Below are 15002 nucleotides of genomic sequence, written 5' to 3'. Positions count from 1 at the left end.
TTTAAGCTAAGGCTACTACAGCTATAGCAAAGCCATTATCGTGTGAAATACTAAGGGAAGTTTGAGTTATATTAAAATTTTCTATGATTTTTTGAGAATATTTTAACTTAGGAGCATTTCTTTGATCTTTAAAAATTTCTATATCTAAAAACCCACAAAGATCGCAAATTCCTACTCCTAAGGCTTTACTTGCAGCTTCTTTTGCAGCCCAAAGTCCCGCTAAATTTGCAGGACTTTTAACCAACAATTGTTCTTGAGAATTTAAAAACTTATTTAAAAAAATTTTTCCATGCTTTTTATAGATATTTTCTATTCTATTAATAGCAACAATATCACAGCCTACACGCATTAAGACACAACAAAATCCGTAAAATAAACATTTTTAATGAAACCATCGGTTAGAATTTCATTTATTTTTCCTACCAACTCGTCCTTTAAGCGCTCTTTTCCTTTTTGAGTGCTTACTTCTTCAAAAGTTTTTGCAGTTAAAGTCCGAATAATAATATCACGGATAACTGCTACTTTTTTATCAAGTTCAGGCTTTAAAAGTTCGCTATTTTGTTCAAGCTCTATAGTACATTTTACATACCGTGAACCACTATCACTAAGCAAATTTAATGTAAAAGGATCAAGTGGATACATAGGTCCTATATTGGCATAATCACTGCCACGTTGAGCAGGAGCTACTACTTTAGGTTTGTCAGTTTTAGCTTCTTCTTTTGGAGCTTCTTTTACTTCGCTTTCATCACTTGAACTACTAGAAATAAGCCAAGCAATTACACCCATAATACTAAGAAGTAAAACAAAAAGCAAAACGACAATAATAATTACAAGTGAACCACCTTTTTTCTTTTTTCCTTCTTCGTTATTTTCTAATTCCTCATCCATAAATTTTCCTTATATTTGTAAAATTGATGTAAAATTGTAGCAAATTTTTCTTTATCTATGGCAAAATTTATTTAAATACTAAAGAAATTTTTAAATTATTTAAGGATTTTATTATGCTAGATGTTATTTTTAGAGAATATGATATTCGTGGACTTTATGGTAAAGAACTTCACGAAAAAAGCGTAAAGGCTATAGGTTTTTGTTTGGGGCAAACCATGCTTGAAAAAGGTTGCAAAAATGTAAGCGTAGGTTATGATGCAAGATATAGCGCAAAAGAGCTTTTTGAGTATTTATTAAGCGGATTAAATAAAGCTGGAATTAAGGTTTATGATATAGGACTTGTGCCAACTCCACTTGGATATTTTAGTCTTTATGAGGGTTTAAAATTTGATGCAAATATTATGATAACAGGCTCACATAATCCAAAAGATTATAATGGCTTTAAAATCACTATAGGTAAGGAGAGCTTTTTTGGAGCAGAACTTAAAGAGTTTTCTAAAGAAGTTTATAAGCATTTAGATGACGAGATCGAAGATAATTTTAATGCGCAAAAATATGATATTTTAAATCTTTATGTGGAATTTATGCTTCAGCAGTTTAGTTTTTTAAAAGATTTTCATTATAAATTTGCTATTGATTGTGGTAATGGTGCTGCAGGAGTTGTGATAGAGCCTTTAATCAAAGCTTTAAATTTAAAGGCTCATATTATGTTTGCTAATCCAGATGGGCAATTTCCAAATCACGCGCCTGATCCAACAGAGGAACAAAATTTAGAGGCTGTAAAAAATTTTTTAAATCAAAATGAAGATTATGGACTCGCTTTTGCATTTGATGGAGATGCTGATAGAATGGTAGCTTTAAGCAAATCTCATGTTTTTTGCGGAGATGAACTTTGCTATTTGTTTGCTAAAAATATTCCAAATCCAAGAATTTTAGGTGAGGTAAAATGTAGCAAGAATCTTTTTGATGAAGTTTCAAAATTTGGAACTATTTTTATGAGTAAAACTGGACATTCAAATATAAAAAAAATGATGAAAGAAAAAAATATTGATTTAGCTGCTGAGGTGAGTGGGCATATATTTTTTAAGCATAGGTATTTTGGATATGATGATGGAATTTATGCCTTTTTAAGAGCTTTAGAGCTCGTTTATAAGGGATTTGACTTAGAGGGTATGATTAAAGAATTGCCTAAATTATATACAACGCCAGAAATTAAGCTTCCAGTAAACGAAGAAGAAAAATTTAAACTCGTGGATGAATTTAAAAAAGCGGTAGAAAATGGAGCATTGCAAGATGTAAAAAGTCTTTGTGAAATCGATGGGGCAAGAATTGATTTTGGCTATGGCTGGGCTTTACTTCGAGCTTCAAATACAAGCCCATATCTTATAACTCGTTTCGAAGCAATTTCTTTAGAAAAGGCAAATGAGCTTACAAATAAGGTTTTAGATTTATTTGAACAAATTAAATTAAAATTTAAGAATGAGTAAGCTAGTATTCTCATTTTTATTTTAATTATGGAGTAATTTAATGAAAAAAATATGGATTTTGATATCTATTTGTGGTGTAATATTTGCAAGCGAATGTGATAAAAAAATAGATCGCATTAATAAAGAAATAGAATTTGCAAAAATTCATAATGATAATGCGAGAAAATTAAGCCTAGAGCTTGCTTTAAAAGAAGTACAAAATGATTGTAGCAAAGATCCTCTTTTTTATGATAAAAAGCTAGAAGCTAAAAAACTTAAAGAGCAAGAAATAGAAAAAATAGAAAAAGAACTTGATGTTTTAAATGAAAAAAAGGATTATATGAGTAAAGTCGAATATAAAGCCAAGAAAAAAGCATTAAAAGAACAAAAAGATAAAATTAAAAAAGAAATTGAAGAATATATAGATAATCTTTAAAAATGTTAAAAAACCATATTTAAGGTTTTTTAGTTCTCATTATTCTTAAATTAAAATTTTTAGAGATTCTTAATTTTCTTTTTTAAAAATATATTTTCGTCGTTTTAAATTCTTAAGTTATTGTTTGTGCTTTTTAAGATCCTCTAATAATTCTTCTATATTATAAATTCCTCGATGTTCTGGTGTTAAAAGATGGATTAAGATATCACCCAAATCAATTACACTCCATTCTTCGCTACTTTCTATACTTAAAAATTCTTCACCTTTGGATTTGAGTTTGGTTTTTAATTCATCAATTAAAGATAAAGCATGCTTTTCACCTAAAGTGGCTGCAATGATGACATATTTTACAAAATACTCTTGTTCACTCATATCAAAAGTTTTTATATCTTCTGCTTTTTTTTCATCTAGAATTTTAACAATAAGCTCAACTCTTTTTTGCATTTTTTTCCTTTATTTTCAAATTATATCTGTTTTTTGAAATTTCTTATAATAATCTTTTACTTCATTTTTAATTTTTTCGCACACTTTGTCTGTATCTAATGTATAGCGTATAAAAGAAGAAGAGATTTTTATATCGGTTTTTAAATCTTTAAATTTTTTTGGAATTTCTATATTATCACGATTGGCTATAACAAATTCAACCAAAGAATTTAATTTTTCAAAATTATGCCAAAGATGAAGTTTTTCTAAATGATCAGCACCAATTAAAAAATAAAATTGACTTGGTTGATAAATTTTATAAAGATATTCTACACTTTCTATGCTTGGAACTGGACGTTTTTGCTTGATTTCAAAATCACAAATTTTTACTTTGTCTAAATTTCCCCAAAGTTTAATCACCCATTCTAATCTTTTTTCTTCATCAGCAAAAAATCCTTTTTTAAATGGATTGATAAAAGTTGGCATGATAATTAATTGATCAATATCAATGGTTTTTAAAGCTTCTTTTATGACAGCATCATGTCCTTTATGTGGTGGATCAAAGCTACCTCCAAAAAGTGCGATTTTCATTTAGTTTTTAACCTTTTTTTAGTAGAATATTAGCATAAAAAAATTGCAAAGGAAAACAAATGGCCGTAAAAGTTGCTATTAATGGTTTTGGGCGCATAGGCAGATGTGTCGCGAGGATTATTTTGCAAAGAGATGATATTGAGCTTGTAGCGATCAATGATACTACTGATATAGAACTTGCAAGATATCTTTTTAAATATGATACGGTTCATGGAGAATTTAGAGGAGATGTAGAAATTGAAAATGGTGATTTAATTATTGATAATAAAAAAATCAAGGTTTTTAAAAGTCGCAGTATAAAAGATCTTGATTTTTCAAAATACGGAGTTCAAATTGTTTTAGAATGTACAGGAGCACATCTAACAACAGAAAAATGTCAAGATTTTTTAAATATGGGAGTGCAAAAAGTGATTATGAGTGCTCCTGCAAAAGATAATACCCCCACCTATGTCTTAGGTGTTAATTCAGAGCTTTATAAAGGGGAGAGAATTATTTCAAATGCGAGTTGCACTACAAATTGTTTAGGGCCTGTTTGTAGGGTTTTACAAGATAATTTTGGTATAAAAAAAGGACTTATGACAACTATACATGCTTATACAAACGGACAAAGTATTATTGATGCTAAAGCTAGAGATAAGCGTCGATCACGAGCTGCAGCACAAAATATCATTCCAACTTCTACAGGCGCTGCTAAGGCTATGAAACTTGTTATGCCGGAGCTTGATGGAAAGCTTCATGGGCAAAGTATGCGTGTTCCAGTTGTTGATGTATCAAGCGTTGATTTAACTGTTTTGCTTGATCGTAAAGTGTGTAAAGAAGAAATCAATGATGCTTTTAGAAAAGCTTCGGCATCAAATTTAAAAGGCTTTTTGATGGTAGATGATGAAGAAAGAGTTTCAAGCGATTTTATTTCTTGTTCTTATGGAGCTATTGTGGCAAGCGATTTAACTCAAGTAATTGCAGATGATCTTGTTAAGGTGATTGCTTGGTATGATAATGAATGGGGATATTCAAGTCGTTTAGTAGATATGGCAGTTTATATTGCAAATAAGGCTTAATTATGGGTGATATTATTTCCATAAAAGACATAGATATAGAAAAGAAAAAAGTTTTTATAAGATGTGATTTTAATGTTCCACAAGATGATTTTTTAAATATCACAGATCATAGACGTATTCATTCGGCTATTCCTACGATTAGGTATTGTTTGGATCGTGGATGTAGTATTATTTTAGCTTCGCATTTAGGACGTCCAAATGAAATCAGTTCTAGGTATTCTTTAGACCCTATTGCTAAACGTTTGGCTAGACTTTTAAATAAAGAAGTTATTATGGCTAAAGATGTTATAGGAGAGGATGCAAAAAATAAAGTTTCTAACTTACAAGCAGGTCAAATTTTAATGCTTGAAAACGTGCGTTTTGAAAAAGGTGAAGCTAAAAATGATAAAAATTTAGCTAAGGAGCTTGCCTCTATGGCTCAAGTTTATATCAACGATGCTTTTGGGGTTTGCCATAGAGCACATGCAAGTGTTGAGGCTATCACTGAATTTTTTGATGAAAATCACAAAGGAGCAGGTTTTTTACTCCAAAAAGAGATTGATTTTGCTACCAATCTTATAAAACGCCCTATACGCCCTTTTGTAGCTGTTGTTGGGGGCTCTAAGGTGAGTGGAAAATTACAAGCTTTAACAAATTTATTACCTAAGGTAGATAAACTCATTATTGGTGGCGGTATGGCTTTTACTTTTTTAAAAGCTTTAGGTCATGATGTAGGAAATTCGCTTTTAGAAGAAGATCTTTTAGATGAAGCAAGTCGAATTTTAGCTAAGGGTAAAAATTTGGGAGTAAAAATTTATTTACCCGTAGATGTTGTTGCTGCACCCTCTTGTTCGCAAGAATCACCAATGAAATTTACTCCTGTTCAAGAGATTCCAAGTGGCTGGATGGGACTAGATATCGGGCCTGCTAGTGTAAGACTTTTTAAAGAAGCGATTTCTGATGCACAGACGATTTGGTGGAATGGCCCAATGGGTGTTTTTGAAATCGATAAATTTTCAAAAGGTAGTATAAAAATGAGTCATTATATTAGCGAAGGACATGCAACTTCTGTTGTAGGAGGAGGAGATACGGCTGATGTGGTTGCACGTGCTGGAGATGCAGATGAAATGACTTTTATCTCAACAGGTGGAGGAGCTTCTCTTGAGCTTATAGAGGGTAAGGAACTTCCGGGTATTAAAGTATTAAGAATAAAGGAGAATTAAGTGATCTTTGCTGCAAATTTAAAGTGTAATCATACAAGGGCGAGTTTTAAAATTTATGCTGATGTTTTAAACAAAACTATGGGCGTAAAATGTGATGATATTATTGTTTTTCCTCCAAGCATTGCTTTTTTAGAGTCTCAAACTAATTTTATACAAGGAGCGCAAAATTTTTATCCTTGCATCAATGGAGCTTTCACAGGAGAACTTGGAAAAGAACATTTGGATGAATTTGGCATCAAGTGCGTTTTAATAGGGCATTCTGAAAGAAGAATTTTAGGTGATGAAACTTTAATAAAAGCCAAATTTGATTTTGCAAAAGAGCATAATTATAAAATAGTTTTTTGTATAGGTGAAGATTTAAAAACAAAAAATTCAGGTAAAACTTTAGAATTTTTAAAATCTCAACTTGATATCATTGATTTAAATTATAAAAATTTAATTATTGCTTATGAGCCTATTTATTCTATAGGAACTGGAGTGAGTGCAGATATTAAAGATATTAGCAGTGTTCTTGAGTATTTGACTACTTTAAGTCAAGCACCTTTGCTTTATGGTGGAAGTGTCAATGAAAACAATATAAAAGAAATTTTAAGTATTGAAAATTGCGGAGGCGTATTGGTTGGATCTGCTGCCTTAAAGGTTGAAAATTTTATAAAATTAATCAAAGGATAAAAAGATGGTAATGAAGGGTAAAAAAGGTCTGATTGTAGGGGTTGCCAATAACAAATCAATCGCTTATGGTATAGCAAAGGCTTGTCGCGAACAAGGTGCAGATTTGGCTTTTACATTTTTAAATGATGCTTTAAAAAAACGTGTAGAACCTATAGCTGAAGAACTTGGTTCCCATTTTGTTTATGAACTTGATGTAAATAATGAAGAACATTTATCTAGCATTGCAGAAAAAATCAAAAAGGATTTAGGAAAGATTGATTTTCTTGTTCATGCGGTTGCTTACGCACCTAAGGAAGCTTTGGAAAATGATTTTTTACAAACTTCAAAAGAAGCTTTTGATATAGCTATGGGAACTTCTGTATATTCTTTGCTTTCTTTGACGCGTGCAGTTTTACCTGTTTTAAATGAAAATTCTTCTATTTTAACTTTAAGTTATCTTGGCGGGGTAAAGTATGTACCACATTATAATGTTATGGGTGTAGCAAAAGCGGCACTTGAAAGTTCTGTGCGTTATTTAGCGAGAGATTTAGGTGTGAAAGGAATTCGTGTTAATGCTATTTCAGCAGGCCCTATTAAAACTTTAGCCGCTAGTGGAATAGGAGATTTTAGAATGATATTAAAATATAATGAAGTCAATGCTCCGCTAAAACGCAATGTTAGTATAGAAGATGTTGGAAATTCAGCGATGTATTTGCTCAGCGATTTATCTCGAGGGGTTAGTGGAGAAATTCATTATGTAGATGCAGGATATAATATCATGGGAATGGGTGATGTTGAAAAAGATGAACAGGGAAATACTGTTCTTTGCTGGGATAATATAAAAGGATAAAATATGGCAAAGCTTAGCAATGAGGAATTAAAAAAAATACTCGAGAATCGTATAGTTGAAATTGAAAATTCAAGTTTAAAAGATGAGAAGATTATCAATGAAGAAAGTGTAAAAACCATTGTTAAGCATTTATCTTTAGGAAATGAAATTCCACCTTTAGCTAAACAATTTTTTGAAATAGCTCCAAAAATGAAAGTAGTTTGGCTTCATCTTTGTGAATGTACAGGTTGCAGTGAAAGTCTGTTACGTTCGGAATTACCAAGTTTTGATGAATTTATATTTGACTTTTTCTCTTTAGAGTATCACGAAACTTTAATGGCTGCAAATGGAACAAAAGCAGAAGAGCTTTTAGAAGATATTTTAGATCAAGATTTTCTTTTAGCTGTTGAAGGTGGCGTTGCCGCAATTGATACTTTTTTCTTAACTATAGGTGCTAATGCAGAAAGCGGTCATGAAATTTTACAAAAATTAGCAAAAAAAGCTAAGGCTATTTATGCAATTGGAACTTGCTCTTCTTATGGAGGAATTCAAGCTGCATATCCAAATCCTAGTAAAACTTGTGGAATTTCCGAAGTTTTAACTCAAAAAGTGGTTAATATCCCAGGTTGTCCTCCAAGTGATGTAAATATTATTGCAAATTTAGCATTTTTTGCACTTTTTGGGGTTCTTCCGGAATTAGATGAGCAAAATCGTCCTGTGTGGGCTTATGGAAAATGTTTACACGATATGTGCGAGAGAAAGGCTAAATTTGAAAGTGGATTTTTTGCAGAACATTTTGATGATGAAGCGGCAAAAAATGGAGCTTGTCTTTTTAAAATAGGTTGTAAAGGGCCTTATACTTACAACAACTGTCCAAAAGTGAAATTTAATTCTAAAACTTCTTGGCCAGTTGCTTCAGGACATGGTTGTATTGCGTGTAGTGAAAGGAATTTTTGGGATGAATTTGGTAATTATGAAAAACCTATGGCAAACATTTTTTCTTATGCAAAATCGCAAAATAAGGATTTTTCAACTCAATTTATTTTAGAAGATCAAATCAAGACTTTATCGAGTATAGATTTTGAATTTGAAAGCAATCTAAAACTTATTTTGCAAAATATAGCCAAAAATAAACTAGGGGCTTCATTGGTTGAAAATTATAAAAAAGGTTTTGAAAAAAACTATGCTTTTATAGAGAAAAATTTTGATGAAAATTCAAGTATTTCAAATGATATTTGGAAATATCTCGAAATTAATTTTATTTTAGCTAAAGGCGAGTTTTTAAAAAATAAAGAAGATTTTTTAAATGCAGCCCAAAATTATACTTTTAAGCATGCTAGTCCTTATGATTTTAAGTTAAATTTTAATGGTGAAAAACCTAAGCTTGATGTGAGCAAATCTTTTCGTATGCCTTTAATTTATCTTTGCGGAGGGCTTGACTTTGAGGGCATTGCTTTTAGTGTTTTAAAGGCTTTTGAAAATAGTGTTAAAGATATTTTAGAATTTAACAACTCAAAAATTGTTAATTTATAAGACATAATGACTTTTGCCTAAAAACAAAAGTCATTATATTGTAAAATCTTTTTGATTTTCTAAATTCATAATTTGTTCTAATAATCCATTTGCTTTTTCTTCCGTAAGACTCATTTTGGCATTATTTAAAAATTTTTCTTTTAATTCTTCAAAGCTTAAAGGATTGTCAAAATTTCCTTTATTGATAAAAACATCTTTTTGGATGACTTTTCCATTTTGTAAAGTCACTTTTATATGTCCTGGAAAATATTTTGGAAATCCTGAAGATTGTTTTTTCTCATAAGTGATTTTTTGTGCAAAATTGATAAGTTCTTTACGCGTTAAATTTTCGTAAGAATTTAATGTAATTTTGCCATCAAAAAAACCTAAAGCTATTAAAAAAGGTAAAGAAAATTTAGCTTCATAAGCAGTTTTTGGTTGATATTTTTTTTCAATTGGATCGCAAACAAAAGAGATGGGAATTTCATCAATAAAACAATGGATATTTTTTATTTCGTCAGCTTTTAAGCCATCATTTTTTAAAGAAATAGCACACTCAATAAAACCATGTGTAAAATGGCAACTTGGATAAGGCTTTATAGAAACTTGCATAATTTGCCAAATTCGACCTAAAGCTTTAGCAAGTTCTGTTTTGTCCGAGTTTTCTTCTATACCAAAGCATTTAAAGATATTATCTCTTCCTTCAAAAATGCTCAAAGGTCCACTCATATTATTTTTAGCTAAATTTGCAACTAAAATACCATTTTTTACAACATTTGCTAGATGTAAAACTTTAGAATTGGAACCATTAGATAAAAATTCATTTACTCCGCTTGCAAAACTTCCAGCAAGACCTAAAGCATTAATGATTTGTTCCTTATTTAAATTTAGCAAAATCGCACTTGCGCTTACACTTCCAAAAATTCCAGCGATAGCACTTGTGTGAAAACCGCGTTTATGAAAACTTCCTTTACTCGCAATACCTACTCTAGCAGCTATTTCCCAACCAATAATAAAAGCTTTTAAAATTTGTTTTGCATCTTTGCAAATATTAAAACCATAGCTTAAGCAAAGTGGGGTTAAAAAAGCACTAGCGTGTAAAATCGCTTCTGTGTGAGTATCGTCAAAATCAAGAGCATGTGAAGCGATCGCATTAACCATGGTTGCATTTATGGTATCTATTTTTTGATCTTGCCCCCAAACCGCTGTATTTCCTTGGTTTTTTAGGGCTTTTAAAGCATTTAAAACACATTCTTCTTTATGGGCAGCTAAGGCTGTTCCAAGACTATCAAGCATAAGTTCTTTAGCTCTGTAAATTACATTTTGAGGTATCTCATCAAAATGTAATTTTATAATAAAATCAGCTAATTTTTCGCTATAAAACATTTGCTTTCCTATTTTAAAATAGCGCTATTTTTGATTTTGGCTAAAAATTCATCTACAAGCTTTGGTGCATAACCTACGTAAGTAGTTGCGTCAAGCAAAGCATCGATTTCTTTTTCTTTTAAAACTTTACAAACTCTTTTATCAGCGAGTAAAACTTCTTTGAAAGTTTTTTGTTTTTCGATACCTAGCATAGCATTTTCATAAACGATTTCATGGGCGTGTTGCTTACCATAGTGATCGCTTAGAGCAAACATAACACGTTCTGCTAAAACAAAACCGTTAAGGGTATTTAAATTTTTAAGCATTTTATCTTTCTTAACTTCTAAATCACTTAAAGCAAATTTCATATTAGCTAAAACTACAGAAAGCATTAAAAATATTTCAGGTAAAAGTTTCCATTCCATTTTCCAAACTTGCCCATCTCTTTCGTGCTCGTGTCTTTCTATATCGCTGAGTATGGCTAAATTTGCTTTTAAAGCATTGCTTACCGTAACAGCATTTTCGCTAACCGCAGGATTTCTCTTATGAGGCATAGTGCTAGATCCTACTTGACCTTTTCCGAAAGGTTCTGCTATTTCGTCAATTTCATTGTGTGAAAGTATGAGAAGTTGATGAGCGATTTTATTGAAAGTTGCATTGATATTGCCTAAAACATACCCTAATTCTATAAAGCGATCGCGTGCAGGTTGCCAAGAAATATTTGGCACACAAAGACCTAAATTTTCTAAAGTTAGTTTTTCAACTTCATTAGCCTTTTGGCTTAAACTCGCTTTGGTTCCAACGGCTCCTACAATACTTCCAACATAAAGTCTTTTTTCAAGTTCTAATATTCTTTCAAAATGACGATCAAGTTCGCTAAGCCAAATGGCAACTTTATGTCCAAAGGTTATTGGTAAGGCTTGTAAAGCTAAAGTTCTTCCCATCATCGCAGTATTTTTGTGAGTTTTGGCAAGTTTTGCTAAGGCTTTTGCGATGGTTTTTAATTCTTGCTTGATAATTTGCATCGCTTCTTTAAATTGCAATACAATGCCTGTATCAATAATGTCTTGAGTAGTAACTCCAAAATGAACAAATTCTCCTAAATTATCTTTACAAGCTTTTTCTAAGCCTCTAACAGTTGGAACTAAAGGATGCTTTGTTTTTTTAAATTCTGCGAAAATAAATTCCATATCCATAAATTTATAATGCGATTTTTTGGCTATTTCATCTGCTGCTTTTTTAGGAATGATTCCAAGTTTTGCTTGAGCTTTTGCTAAGGCTGCTTCAACATCAAGCCATTTTTGAATACGATTTTCTTCGCAAAAGATAGCACGCATTTCTTGAGTGCTCCAAGAATCTGCTAATAATTTATGATCAAATACGCTTATTCCTGTCATTTTTTATCCTTTTATTTTTTAATTTTTTCAAAAGCTTGTTCTAAATCAGCTATGAGATCTTTGGTATCTTCAAGTCCTATGTGAAATCTCACAAATGGACCCCTATGGCTCCAATCACTTGCAGTTCTAGGAGGAGTCGTTACTGTAGTTAAGCTTTCATATCCACCCTAACTTGCTCCTATAGAAAAATATTTTAAATAATCCACAAAAGCAATAGCATCATTTTGATCATATCCATCATTAAATTCTATAGTGATCATTCCATTAGCTCCTTTATGATCGCGTATAAAAATTTCATGATTTGGGTGAGATTTGAGTTTTGGGTAAAAAATAGTTTTAATCTCTTTTCTTGTTTTTAGAAATTCAACTATTTCATCGGCACTTTTTTCGTGAGCTTTCATTCTTACATCTAAAGTTCTCACACCTCTAAGCACCAAATATACATCATCAGGACTTGTAGTAAATCCAAAAGCTTCTGGGAGTTCGTTGAAATTTTTCCATTCTTTTTGATTGCAAACTACTATACCCATGGTAACATCTGAATGTCCGCTTAGGTATTTTGTTGCTGCAATAACTGAAATATCAACTCCAAGTTCTAAAGGATTTAAAAAATATCCGCTCGAATAAGTATTATCAATGGCAACGGGGATATTATGAGAATGTGCGATTTTACAAAGTTTTGGCAGATCAATGATTTCATAAAGTATAGAACCAGGACTTTCGCATAAAATAAGCTTTGTATTTGGTTTAATTTTTTCTTCTACATCACTCGCATCAGCCTTTAGAAAATCAACTTCAACACCTATTTTTTCTAAAAATTTATCACAAATAGTTCTAACCGGCCCATAAATTGCATCTGTGATTAAAAAATGTGCGTTTTTACTTGCATAGTTTAAAAGCACCATAGCTAAGGCTGCAAGTCCAGTAGGAAAAAGCTGAGCTCTATAACCACCTTCTAATTCGCAAATGAGTTTTTCAAGTTCAAAATTTGTAGCGGTGCCTCTTGCTCCATAGCTTAAAACTCTTTCATTTTTTCTTAACTCTCTATATTTTTGCCAAGTCGCATGATCTTTAAAAAGTATAGTTGATGCACGCATTAAAGTTGGATTTACCGATCTTACTTCAGCACTTTGATCTCCTCTTCCTAAATGGATTAACTTAGTTTTTGGTTTCATTTTTTTCTCCTTTTTAAAGATAAATATAAGTCATTAAAATATTGACAATAGTTGCTACTAGCATAGGAATAGCTGTCCTTTTTACCACTGCAAAAGGACTCACCTTTGTCATAGCAGATATTGCTAAAATTGCAGGCGCAATAGGGCTAACACATCTTCCAAAACCTGTCATAATTTGAATAGGTGCTATCATAGAAATAGTTTCAACTCCAAAATGTTTTGCTATATTTGGGATAAGTGGAGCAAAACTAAAAAATGCTGCATTCCCTGAACCCATTAAAAAAGCACAAAAAGCGAGAAGTATAGAAACAGCTATGATAATAGCAAGAACTCCAAAACCTGCATTTTTTAAAATTTCTATCAAAGTATCTACAAAACCAACGGATAAAAGCCCACTAGCAAATACTTGACCACAAACAATAAGCGAAACTGTAATCACAAATAAATGTCCCATTCCTTTAAAGAAAATCATTATTGAATTTAAAGTTTCAATAACGCTTTTATAGCGTATCATTTCAAAAATAATTGCTATAAAAGTTGAAATCATCATAGCAACAGGAACATTAATTTTAATACTTGATTGATAATGAATTTGTAATAAAGCCAAAATGCTATCAAGAACAGAACTAAAACCTAGGATTAAAATTAAAGGTATAACAGGCAAAAGAGCATAAATTTTTGGTGGCTTTTTGATTTCTTTTTCTTTGCTCTCATTAAGTTCTTCTTTAACTTTTTTAGGATCAAAAACAAAATTTTCTTTTTTATCAAAAAAATAATTGCAAAGATAAATAGAAATTCCTACAGCTATAATGATAGGTAAAGTTGTGAGAAGTTGATAGTGAACGAAATAAAATGCAGGATCAATTTTAGCTACATTTGAAGCCATGATGACATTGCCACTCCCAGGTCCATGATCGATATATTGGCAAATTGCAATCACGCTTAAAGCAGAAAGTTTAGATACTCCTGTTCTAACCAATATAGGATACATAGTTACCATAAGCAAAAGTGCTAAACCAGCGTGAGAGGGTATAAAAAGAACTAGAAATTGAGAAATAAAATATGCAACTATAAGTAAAATATAAGGTGATTTTACCATTTTTAAAGGTTTTTCAAAAACTTTAAAAAGCGCATAAGAAGCACCCACATGATCCATATAAGCAGAAAAACCAGCTATACACATTAAAGTAAGCCCAAGTCCTGCTAAAGTGCTCGATAAAGTTTGATTAAAAACTTCAAAAATATCAAAAAAACCTAAATTTAAAGATCCTTTTTTGAGAATAGGGTGTTCTAGTTTGTAAAAATCTATACTTTTTAAAAAATCATAAATTTGTGAGGGGGGGTATTTGATTCTGGGAAAGTATGGATTAAAAATGTAACGATAGTTGTCAAACTAAGTAATAAAAATCCGCTTAAAAGCAATGCCATATGGGCATTGACTTTTTTATAAAGCATAAAGATAAGTAAAGCTATACTTAAAAGTGAAAAACCAAGACCTAGCATTTTTTATCCTTTAGAAGCAATGACTTCTATCTCCACTTTAGCTCCTTTTGGTAAATCTTTAACTGCAAAAGCACTTCTTGCAGGATAAGGAGCTTGGAAAAATTCAGAATAAACTTCATTAAAAGCGACAAAATCTGAAATATCTGCTAAAAAACAAGTTGTTTTTAACACTTTATCGTAAGAAATTCCATTTTCTTCTAAAATAGCACCTATATTTTTTAAAGATTGTTTGGTTTGTTCTTTTATATCTTGACTTTCTATTTCTCCTGAGTTAGGATTGATAGGAAGTTGTCCAGAAATAAATAATAACCCATTTGCTTCTCTATAAGCTGAATAAGGTCCAATAGCTTTTGGATAATTTGGCATTTTTTCTCCTTGAATGTTAAATTATTATTGTTATAATAGAATATTATCATTTTAATAATAATTTGTCAATATTTTATTATTATGATAATAAAATATTATTTTAAAGAATTTTAGATTTTTGAGATTTTAATTTTTTAGTG

The 15002-nt window shown here is 31.0% G+C and carries 15 protein-coding genes and 2 pseudogenes; 7 read left to right on the top strand and 10 right to left on the bottom strand.

The annotated features are described in order from the left end of the window. Position 1: 1 nt before the first annotated feature. Positions 2-349, bottom strand: a complete 348-nt coding sequence (gene acpS, locus CQA69_RS05895; protein WP_137620872.1) for a holo-ACP synthase — start codon at positions 347-349, stop codon at positions 2-4. Continuing rightward, entirely contained in the window at positions 349-888 is a 540-nt protein-coding gene (gene fliL, locus CQA69_RS05890) for a flagellar basal body-associated protein FliL (protein ID WP_137620871.1), read from the bottom strand. The genes acpS and fliL overlap by 1 nt, the downstream gene beginning before the upstream one ends. A gap of 113 nt (positions 889-1001) precedes the next feature. Between fliL and CQA69_RS05885 the strand changes: the two genes are divergently transcribed. Together CQA69_RS05885 and CQA69_RS05880 are read left to right on the top strand one after the other, a co-directional pair. Then, positions 1002-2375, top strand: a complete 1374-nt coding sequence (locus tag CQA69_RS05885) for a phosphomannomutase/phosphoglucomutase (protein WP_137620870.1) — start codon at positions 1002-1004, stop codon at positions 2373-2375. 40 nt (positions 2376-2415) lie between these two features. After that, complete coding sequence (locus tag CQA69_RS05880; protein WP_137620869.1) at positions 2416-2790, top strand: DUF1090 family protein; 375 nt, start codon at positions 2416-2418, stop codon at positions 2788-2790. A 117-nt stretch (positions 2791-2907) separates the two neighbouring features. Here the strand turns inward: CQA69_RS05880 and rsfS are convergent, their stop codons facing one another. Next, positions 2908-3234: a ribosome silencing factor gene (gene rsfS / locus CQA69_RS05875; protein WP_137620868.1), complete on the bottom strand. Its 327-nt coding sequence runs from the start codon at positions 3232-3234 to the stop codon at positions 2908-2910. A gap of 15 nt (positions 3235-3249) precedes the next feature. After that, entirely contained in the window at positions 3250-3804 is a 555-nt protein-coding gene (gene nadD / locus CQA69_RS05870; RefSeq protein WP_137620867.1) for a nicotinate (nicotinamide) nucleotide adenylyltransferase, read from the bottom strand. Between the two features lie 59 nt (positions 3805-3863). On the opposite strand from nadD, the gene gap reads away from it, so the two are divergent. The 5 genes from gap to CQA69_RS05845 are packed head-to-tail and all read left to right on the top strand — an operon-like array spanning position 3864 to position 9077. Further along, positions 3864-4862, top strand: a complete 999-nt coding sequence (gap, locus tag CQA69_RS05865) for a type I glyceraldehyde-3-phosphate dehydrogenase (RefSeq protein WP_137620866.1) — start codon at positions 3864-3866, stop codon at positions 4860-4862. Positions 4863-4864: 2 nt separating this feature from the next. Continuing rightward, positions 4865-6064, top strand: a complete 1200-nt coding sequence (locus CQA69_RS05860) for a phosphoglycerate kinase (protein ID WP_137620865.1) — start codon at positions 4865-4867, stop codon at positions 6062-6064. After that, positions 6065-6736, top strand: a complete 672-nt coding sequence (locus CQA69_RS05855) for a triose-phosphate isomerase (protein ID WP_137620864.1) — start codon at positions 6065-6067, stop codon at positions 6734-6736. It begins immediately after the preceding gene. 4 nt (positions 6737-6740) lie between these two features. Beyond that, positions 6741-7565 (top strand): enoyl-ACP reductase FabI, encoded by an 825-nt coding sequence (gene fabI / locus CQA69_RS05850; RefSeq protein ID WP_137620863.1) that lies wholly within the window; start codon positions 6741-6743, stop codon positions 7563-7565. Positions 7566-7568: 3 nt separating this feature from the next. Next, entirely contained in the window at positions 7569-9077 is a 1509-nt protein-coding gene (locus CQA69_RS05845) for a hydrogenase small subunit (RefSeq protein ID WP_137620862.1), read from the top strand. 33 nt (positions 9078-9110) lie between these two features. Here CQA69_RS05845 and CQA69_RS05840 read toward each other — a convergent pair whose 3' ends face one another. The 6 genes and pseudogenes from CQA69_RS05840 to CQA69_RS05820 form a co-directional block, all read right to left on the bottom strand. Continuing rightward, a complete protein-coding gene (locus CQA69_RS05840) occupies positions 9111-10442 on the bottom strand; it encodes an MmgE/PrpD family protein (protein ID WP_137620861.1) in 1332 nt (443 codons plus the stop codon). A gap of 8 nt (positions 10443-10450) precedes the next feature. Then, positions 10451-11818, bottom strand: a complete 1368-nt coding sequence (gene purB, locus CQA69_RS05835) for an adenylosuccinate lyase (protein WP_137620860.1) — start codon at positions 11816-11818, stop codon at positions 10451-10453. Between the two features lie 11 nt (positions 11819-11829). Continuing rightward, a pseudogene (locus CQA69_RS05830) lies at positions 11830-12993 on the bottom strand (trans-sulfuration enzyme family protein). A gap of 13 nt (positions 12994-13006) precedes the next feature. Further along, a pseudogene (gene dcuC / locus CQA69_RS05825) lies at positions 13007-14275 on the bottom strand (C4-dicarboxylate transporter DcuC); the annotation flags it as partial. 32 nt (positions 14276-14307) lie between these two features. After that, the gene (locus tag CQA69_RS09410) at positions 14308-14496 is read right to left on the bottom strand and encodes a hypothetical protein (protein WP_407924070.1); all 189 of its coding nucleotides are present in this window, start codon (positions 14494-14496) and stop codon (positions 14308-14310) included. Positions 14497-14499: 3 nt separating this feature from the next. After that, complete coding sequence (locus tag CQA69_RS05820) at positions 14500-14862, bottom strand: RidA family protein (protein WP_137620859.1); 363 nt, start codon at positions 14860-14862, stop codon at positions 14500-14502. Positions 14863-15002: the final 140 nt, after the last annotated feature.

Source organism: Campylobacter estrildidarum (assembly GCF_005406205.1).
In the GTDB taxonomy this organism is placed as follows: Bacteria; Campylobacterota; Campylobacteria; order Campylobacterales; family Campylobacteraceae; genus Campylobacter_D; species Campylobacter_D estrildidarum.
Note: the sequence above shows the minus strand (reverse complement) of the source record. Positions and strands in the feature narration are given on the sequence as shown.

What these genes read in the sequence shown, in the direction of transcription:
- acpS (WP_137620872.1), bottom strand. Translation starts at nt 349, where the DNA reads ATGCGTGTAGGCTGTGATATTGTTGCTATTAATAGAATAGAAAATATC.
- fliL (WP_137620871.1), bottom strand. Translation starts at nt 888, where the DNA reads ATGGATGAGGAATTAGAAAATAACGAAGAAGGAAAAAAGAAAAAAGGT.
- CQA69_RS05885 (WP_137620870.1), top strand. Translation starts at nt 1,002, where the DNA reads ATGCTAGATGTTATTTTTAGAGAATATGATATTCGTGGACTTTATGGT.
- CQA69_RS05880 (WP_137620869.1), top strand. Translation starts at nt 2,416, where the DNA reads ATGAAAAAAATATGGATTTTGATATCTATTTGTGGTGTAATATTTGCA.
- rsfS (WP_137620868.1), bottom strand. Translation starts at nt 3,234, where the DNA reads ATGCAAAAAAGAGTTGAGCTTATTGTTAAAATTCTAGATGAAAAAAAA.
- nadD (WP_137620867.1), bottom strand. Translation starts at nt 3,804, where the DNA reads ATGAAAATCGCACTTTTTGGAGGTAGCTTTGATCCACCACATAAAGGA.
- gap (WP_137620866.1), top strand. Translation starts at nt 3,864, where the DNA reads ATGGCCGTAAAAGTTGCTATTAATGGTTTTGGGCGCATAGGCAGATGT.
- CQA69_RS05860 (WP_137620865.1), top strand. Translation starts at nt 4,865, where the DNA reads ATGGGTGATATTATTTCCATAAAAGACATAGATATAGAAAAGAAAAAA.
- fabI (WP_137620863.1), top strand. Translation starts at nt 6,741, where the DNA reads ATGGTAATGAAGGGTAAAAAAGGTCTGATTGTAGGGGTTGCCAATAAC.
- CQA69_RS05845 (WP_137620862.1), top strand. Translation starts at nt 7,569, where the DNA reads ATGGCAAAGCTTAGCAATGAGGAATTAAAAAAAATACTCGAGAATCGT.
- CQA69_RS05840 (WP_137620861.1), bottom strand. Translation starts at nt 10,442, where the DNA reads ATGTTTTATAGCGAAAAATTAGCTGATTTTATTATAAAATTACATTTT.
- purB (WP_137620860.1), bottom strand. Translation starts at nt 11,818, where the DNA reads ATGACAGGAATAAGCGTATTTGATCATAAATTATTAGCAGATTCTTGG.
- CQA69_RS09410 (WP_407924070.1), bottom strand. Translation starts at nt 14,496, where the DNA reads ATGCTAGGTCTTGGTTTTTCACTTTTAAGTATAGCTTTACTTATCTTT.
- CQA69_RS05820 (WP_137620859.1), bottom strand. Translation starts at nt 14,862, where the DNA reads ATGCCAAATTATCCAAAAGCTATTGGACCTTATTCAGCTTATAGAGAA.